General features: G+C 75.2%; 6 protein-coding genes. 1 reads left to right on the forward strand and 5 read right to left on the reverse strand.

Features of this window, described 5'->3' with window-relative positions; genetic code table 11:
• The 5 genes from PYV61_RS20140 to prfA all read right to left on the reverse strand — a co-directional run.
• Window positions 1–1,609: S41 family peptidase (locus tag PYV61_RS20140; RefSeq protein WP_275834983.1), on the reverse strand; the 1,609-nt coding region annotated here is incomplete at its 3' end.
• Window positions 1,610–1,613: 4 nt separating this feature from the next.
• Window positions 1,614–2,303, reverse strand: a complete 690-nt coding sequence (gene tmk, locus PYV61_RS20145) for a dTMP kinase (protein ID WP_345785270.1) — start codon at window positions 2,301–2,303, stop codon at window positions 1,614–1,616.
• A gap of 11 nt (window positions 2,304–2,314) precedes the next feature.
• On the reverse strand, window positions 2,315–2,668 hold the full coding sequence (locus PYV61_RS20150) for a YlbF family regulator (RefSeq protein WP_275834984.1): 354 nt from the start codon (window positions 2,666–2,668) through the stop codon (window positions 2,315–2,317).
• A gap of 19 nt (window positions 2,669–2,687) precedes the next feature.
• On the reverse strand, window positions 2,688–3,581 hold the full coding sequence (gene prmC, locus PYV61_RS20155; protein WP_275834985.1) for a peptide chain release factor N(5)-glutamine methyltransferase: 894 nt from the start codon (window positions 3,579–3,581) through the stop codon (window positions 2,688–2,690).
• Window positions 3,574–4,638, reverse strand: a complete 1,065-nt coding sequence (gene prfA, locus PYV61_RS20160) for a peptide chain release factor 1 (RefSeq protein ID WP_345785271.1) — start codon at window positions 4,636–4,638, stop codon at window positions 3,574–3,576. The genes prmC and prfA overlap by 8 nt, the downstream gene beginning before the upstream one ends.
• 191 nt (window positions 4,639–4,829) lie before the next feature.
• Here prfA and PYV61_RS20165 point away from each other — a divergent pair.
• The coding region (locus tag PYV61_RS20165) for a Crp/Fnr family transcriptional regulator (protein ID WP_275834987.1) at window positions 4,830–5,539 on the forward strand (710 nt) is incomplete at its 3' end.

Raw genomic sequence — 5,539 nt, forward strand, 5'->3', positions numbered from 1 at the left:
TAGCCGGCGACGCGCAGGCGCGCGGGTGGGCGGCCGCGCGCGCGGACAGCTCGCGCTGCGACCCCACGCCGCCGGCCAGCCGCAGCGCGGTCTGGATCACCGCGTCGTCGGCCGCGCGGCGGCGGAACTCCGCCTCGGAGCCCCAGCCGATGCGCGTCACCTCGTAGGCGAGCTGGCGGTTGACCAGCGGCGCCGCCGCGTCGAACACGCCGCGGTCCATGACCACGCCGCGCGCGCGCAGCCGCTGCCACACCTGCTCGCGCATCTCGGGCGTCACAGGGAAGTCGGGCGACGCGGGGAGCCCCGACGCCTTCACCGCGTCCGCGTAGTTCGTCAGCGCGTCGCGAAACGCCCCCACCTGTCGGCCGAGCGCGCGCAGGAAGGCCACCTCGGCGGCCGGCGCGGCGGAGTCGCCGGCGATCACGTCGGGGGTGATCCCGCCGCCGCCGTAGACCGTGCGCCCGGCGTCGGTGCGGAACGTCTCGCGCGGCGCCGAGTCGGCGGGCGTGGCGTCGTCCAGCTCCTCGTCCTCCTCGCTGGCGAGCGGCTTGTTGATCGAGCGGCCGGCCGGCGTGTACCAGAGCGCGGTGGTGAGCTTCACCGCCCCGCCGCCGGGGAGCGGGAAGACGCTCTGCGCGCTCCCCTTCCCGTACGTGGTCGCGCCGACGACCAGCGCGCGGTCGTGGTCCTGCAGCGCGCCGGCGACGATCTCCGCGGCGCTGGCGCTCCCCTCGTTCACGAGCAGCACGAGCGGGAGGTCGGCCCACCGCTGCGGCGCCTCGTCGACGAAGGTGTGATTCGCGTCGCCCGTGCGCCCCTTGATGCGCACGATCTCGGCGCCGCGCTCGAGGAACAGGTCGGCGACGCTGACGCCCTGGTCGAGCAGCCCGCCGGGATTCGAGCGCAGGTCGAGCACGACCGAGCGGGCGCCGAGCGCGCGCAGCGAGTCGATCCCCTGCCGCACCTCGGCGGCCGTGGCGCCCGAGAAGGTCGTGACGTCGAGGTAGCCGACGCCGTCGCGCAGCACGGCCACGCGGCGCACCGCGCGCACGTGCACGGCGTCGCGCTTGAGCGTGAACGGGATCTTCCCGTCGACGCCCGGCCGCTCCACGGCGAGGGTGATCGAGGTCTCGGGGGCGCCGCGCGTGCGCTTCGACGCCTCCTCCTGCGACCACCCCTTCACCGACTCGCCCTCGATCTCGACCAGCCGGTCGCCGGGGCGGATCCCCGCCCGCTCGGCGGGGCTGCCGGCGAACACGTCGAAGACGGTCAGCCAGCCGTCGCGCGGCTGCACGCGCAGCCCGAGCCCGGCGTAGTTCCCCGACGTGGTCTCGGTGAGGCGCTGCAGCCGCTCCTTGGTGAGCACCGCGCTGTGCGGGTCGCCCAGCTCGCGCACCATCCCCGCCAACGCCTTGCCGTAGAGCGAGTCGGCGTCGACCGAGTCGACGTAGAAGCGCTGGACGTGCGAGACCACCTCGTCGAACAGGCGCGCGCCGTTCCCCGTCGGGGCGGTCGCACGCCCTCCCTCGAGCCCGCGCCCCAGCATCCACCCGCCGGTGACGAGCACGGCGCTCATCGACGCCATCACCACGACCGCCCTGGAACGCACGCGACTACCCTGGAGAAGAGGAGGACAGCGGACCCGAATACTGAGACTCGGCCAGGGATCGGAATGTTTCAGGCCACCGGGCCGCCAGGAGGTCAACGATCCGTCCGGTCACCTGGGCCGGGGGGCCGCTCGCATCCACCCGGGCGACGGGACCGACCTCGGGATGGGCGGCCTGCCAGGCCGGGTCGGCCGCCGCGAGGAAGGCGGCGGTCACCCGGGCGTGAAAGTCTGGCCCCTCCCGCTCCATGCGGTCCAGGTCCCCCCGGGCGACCATCCGGGTTCGGGCCACTTCCAGATCGCACGAGAGGAGGACGGTCAGATCCGGCCGCAGATCCCCCACCGCGAGCGCGTTCGCGCGTCGAACCTCCTCGACCGGCAGCCCCCGCCCGACGATCTGGTATGCGTACGTCGAGAGGAAGAACCGGTCGAGGATCACGGTGACCCCGACCGCGAGCCGCGATTCGATGCGCTCGACGAGCTGCGCCCTCGCTGCCATGAAGAGCAGTGCCTCTGCCCGCGCCCCGATCTTCACGTCGTCGGGAGTGAGCAGCAGCGTCCGGATCTCGTTGCCGAGCGGCGTTCCCCCCGGCTCGCGGAACGCCTCGGCCCCCGGCAGGGCGCGCAGCAGCGCGGCCACCTGCGTGGTCTTCCCGACCCCCTCGGGGCCCTCCAGCACCAGCAGCCGGCCACGCACCGCCCGTCCGCTCAGCCGAGCGTGATGATCGGGCTGGCGGCGCCCTTCCGGATCCCCTCGGAGATCCACTCGTTCACGCGCAGCATCAGCTTGTCGAAGTTGTCCTGCGCGGCGATGGCGCGCTGGTAGGTGGCGTTGGTCTGCACCTTCTCCAGCAGCCCGTCGAGCTGCTCCTCCATCTCGGCCGTCGGGTTCTCGCCGCGCGCGATCATCTGCTGCGCCTCCTGCCGCAGCCCCTCGAGCTGGCGGATGAGGGTCACCGCGTCGCGGTCCTCGTTCAGCGCGTCGCTCGTGCGCTTCACGGTCTTGTACTCGTCGCTCTGGCCGATCATTCGGCCGAGCTCGGTGGCTCTGTCCTGGAGCATCTCGTGAGTCGGGTGAGGGTCAGCGGCGCACGGCGAGCACGAACCGCTCCCGCCCCGCGAGGTCCAGCCGCACGGCGACGTCGTCGTACCGCCCGTCGCTCATCGCCAGCTCGGCGGCGAGAATGGCGCGGCGGGCGTCGACCTCCATCGCCAGCAGCCCGCCGGGGGCGAGCAGCGGCGCCGCCTCGCGCACGAGCTGCGCGATGAGCGCCATCCCCTCGCGCGCGGCGTACAGCGCCAGCGGCGGCTCCCAGTCGCGCACGGCCGCCGGCAGCTGCGCCGCCTCGCCGAAGGCGATGTACGGCGGGTTGGAGACGACGACGCGCAGCGCGCCGGCACCGAGCGCCGCGACGGGGGCGAGCGCGCTGCCGTGGCGCAGCTCGACCGGCGCGCAGAGGGCGTCGCGCAGCAGCGCGACGTTGCGCCCGGCGACGGCCAGCGCGTCGAGCGAGACGTCGGTCGCGATCACGCGGTCGGGGCGCCCCTCGCACGCCAGCGCCAGCGCGATCGCCCCCGAGCCCGTGCCGACGTCGACGACGGTGCCGCCGGGGCGCCCGCCGAGGTACGCCAGCACCTCGTCGACCAGCACCTCGGTCTCCTGGCGCGGGATGAGCACGCGCTCGTCGACGTCGAGCGTGAGGTGGCGGAAGGCCGCGCGGCCCACGGCGTAGGCGAACGGCGCGCCGCGCCCGCGCTTGGTCGCGGCGGCGCGCGCCGCGCCCACCAGCGCGGCGTCCACCGGCTCGTCGCGGTGCACGCTCGGCCAGAAGCGCGGCTGGTCGAGCAGCGCCGCGACCAGGTCGCGCGCCTCGTCGCGCGCCTCGGGGACGTGCGCCGTGGCCAGCGCCGCCGCGACCTCGCGCACGAGCGCGCCCACGCTGGCCGGCGCCTCCTCCACCCCGGGCTCAGTCACCGGACAGCCGCTCCTCGACGTCGGCCAGCGCGAGCGCGTCGACCAGCGGCATCAGGTCGCCGTCCATCACCCGCCCGATGTCGTGCAGCGTGAGGCCGATGCGGTGGTCGGTGACGCGGCTCTGCGGGAAGTTGTACGTGCGGATCTTCGCCGACCGGTCGCCGGTGCCGACCTGCGTGCGGCGCATGCGCGCGCGCTCGGCGTCGCGCTCGGCCAGCATGCGGTCGAGCAGCCGCGCGCGCAGCACCTCCATCGCCTTGAGCTTGTTCTGCAGCTGCGACTTCTGGTCCTGCTGGCTGACGACGATGCCGCTCGGCACGTGCGTGATGCGCACCGCGCTGTCGGTCGTGTTCACGCTCTGCCCGCCCGGCCCCGACGAGCGGAAGACGTCGATGCGGAGGTCCTTGTCCTCGATCCTGAGGTCGATCTCCTCGGCCTCGGGGAGCACCGCCACCGTCGCCGCCGACGTGTGGATGCGCCCCTGCGCCTCCGTTGCCGGGACGCGCTGCACGCGGTGCACGCCGCTCTCCCACTTGAGCGTCCCGTACGCGCCGTCGCCGAGCACCTTGAAGACGGCCTCCTTCACGCCGCCGAGCGCGCCGTCGGACCACCCCATCGGCTCGACCTTCCAGCCGCGCCGCTCGATGAAGCGCGTGTACATGCGCACCAGGTCCGCGGCGAACAGCGCCGCCTCGTCGCCGCCGGTGCCGGCGCGCACCTCGACGATCGCCGGGCGGTCGTCGAGCGGGTCGCGCGGGATGAGCAGCGGCTTGAGCGCCTGCTCCAGCGCCGCCAGCTCCTCCTCCAGCCGCGTCGCCTCGGCGCGCGCCTCGGCGGCCATCTCCGGGTCGTCGGCGGCCGCCAGCTCGCGCGCGTCGGCCAGCTCGCGCTCCACGCGCTCCAGGCGTCGCCCCGCGTCGACGACGGCGGCCAGGCGGTGGTGCTCGCGCCCCAGCTCCGCGAACCGCTTCGGGTCGCGCGCGAACTCCGGGTCGGCGAGCATGCGCTCGACGTCGTCGGCGCGCGCGATCGCCTCCGCGAGCCGCTCGCGCAGCATCGGGAGCCCGGCGGGCGCGCTCACGCCGGGCCCCCGGGGCGGCGGCCGGCGGCGGCGGGCTCTCGGGTCGCGGGGGGGCGGCGCATCGTGGCCAATCTAGCCCCGCCCGGGACCCGAACAAAGCGCGACACGCCGCGGCGGGGCGCCGCGCAGGGTTGACGGACGCCCCGTCCCGGCGGCAGCGTTCCGCCATGCACCTACCGCGCGTCACCGAGTTCCTCGGCTACGTCCCGCTCTTCCAGCGCCTCACGCCCGACGAGCGCCGCGGCTTCGCCGCCCTGGTCCGCGAGCAGCGCTACCCGCGCGGCGCCCTGATCGTCCGCCAGGGCGACCCCGGCGACGCCCTCTACGTCGTGCGCTCGGGCGCGGTGAAGGTCGCCGTCGTCGGCCAGGACGGCCGCGAGGTGATCCTCAACACGCTCGGGCAGGGCGACCACTTCGGCGAGCTCGCGCTCATCGACGGGCAACCGCGCTCCGCGCACGTCGTCGCGATGGAGCCGACCGTGCTCCTCGTGCTGCGCCGCGACGAGTTCCGCCGCCAGGTCGAGCAGATGCCGCGGGTCGCGTGGGCGCTGCTCGAGGAGCTGTCGCGCCGCCTCCGCGTGGCCGACGCCAAGATCACGGGGCTCGTGCTGCTCGACGTGCCGGGGCGCGTGGCGCGCCTGATCCTCGACCGCGCGCAGGGGACGCCGCCGCGCATCGAGCGCGCGCCGACGCACGAGACCATCGCGCAGATGATCGGCGCCAGCCGCGAGACGGTGTCGCGCGCGATGAAGGAGCTGCAGGAGGGCGGGCTCGTGACCGTGCAGCGCCGCGCGATCGAGATCACCGACGTGGCGGGGCTCGAGCGGCGCGCGGCGCACGGGGCCGGCTCGTCGCGCGGCGCGGCGGCGCGCGCCGG

This window comes from Roseisolibacter sp. H3M3-2 (assembly GCF_029211165.1).
Taxonomy (GTDB): Bacteria; Gemmatimonadota; Gemmatimonadetes; order Gemmatimonadales; family Gemmatimonadaceae; genus Roseisolibacter.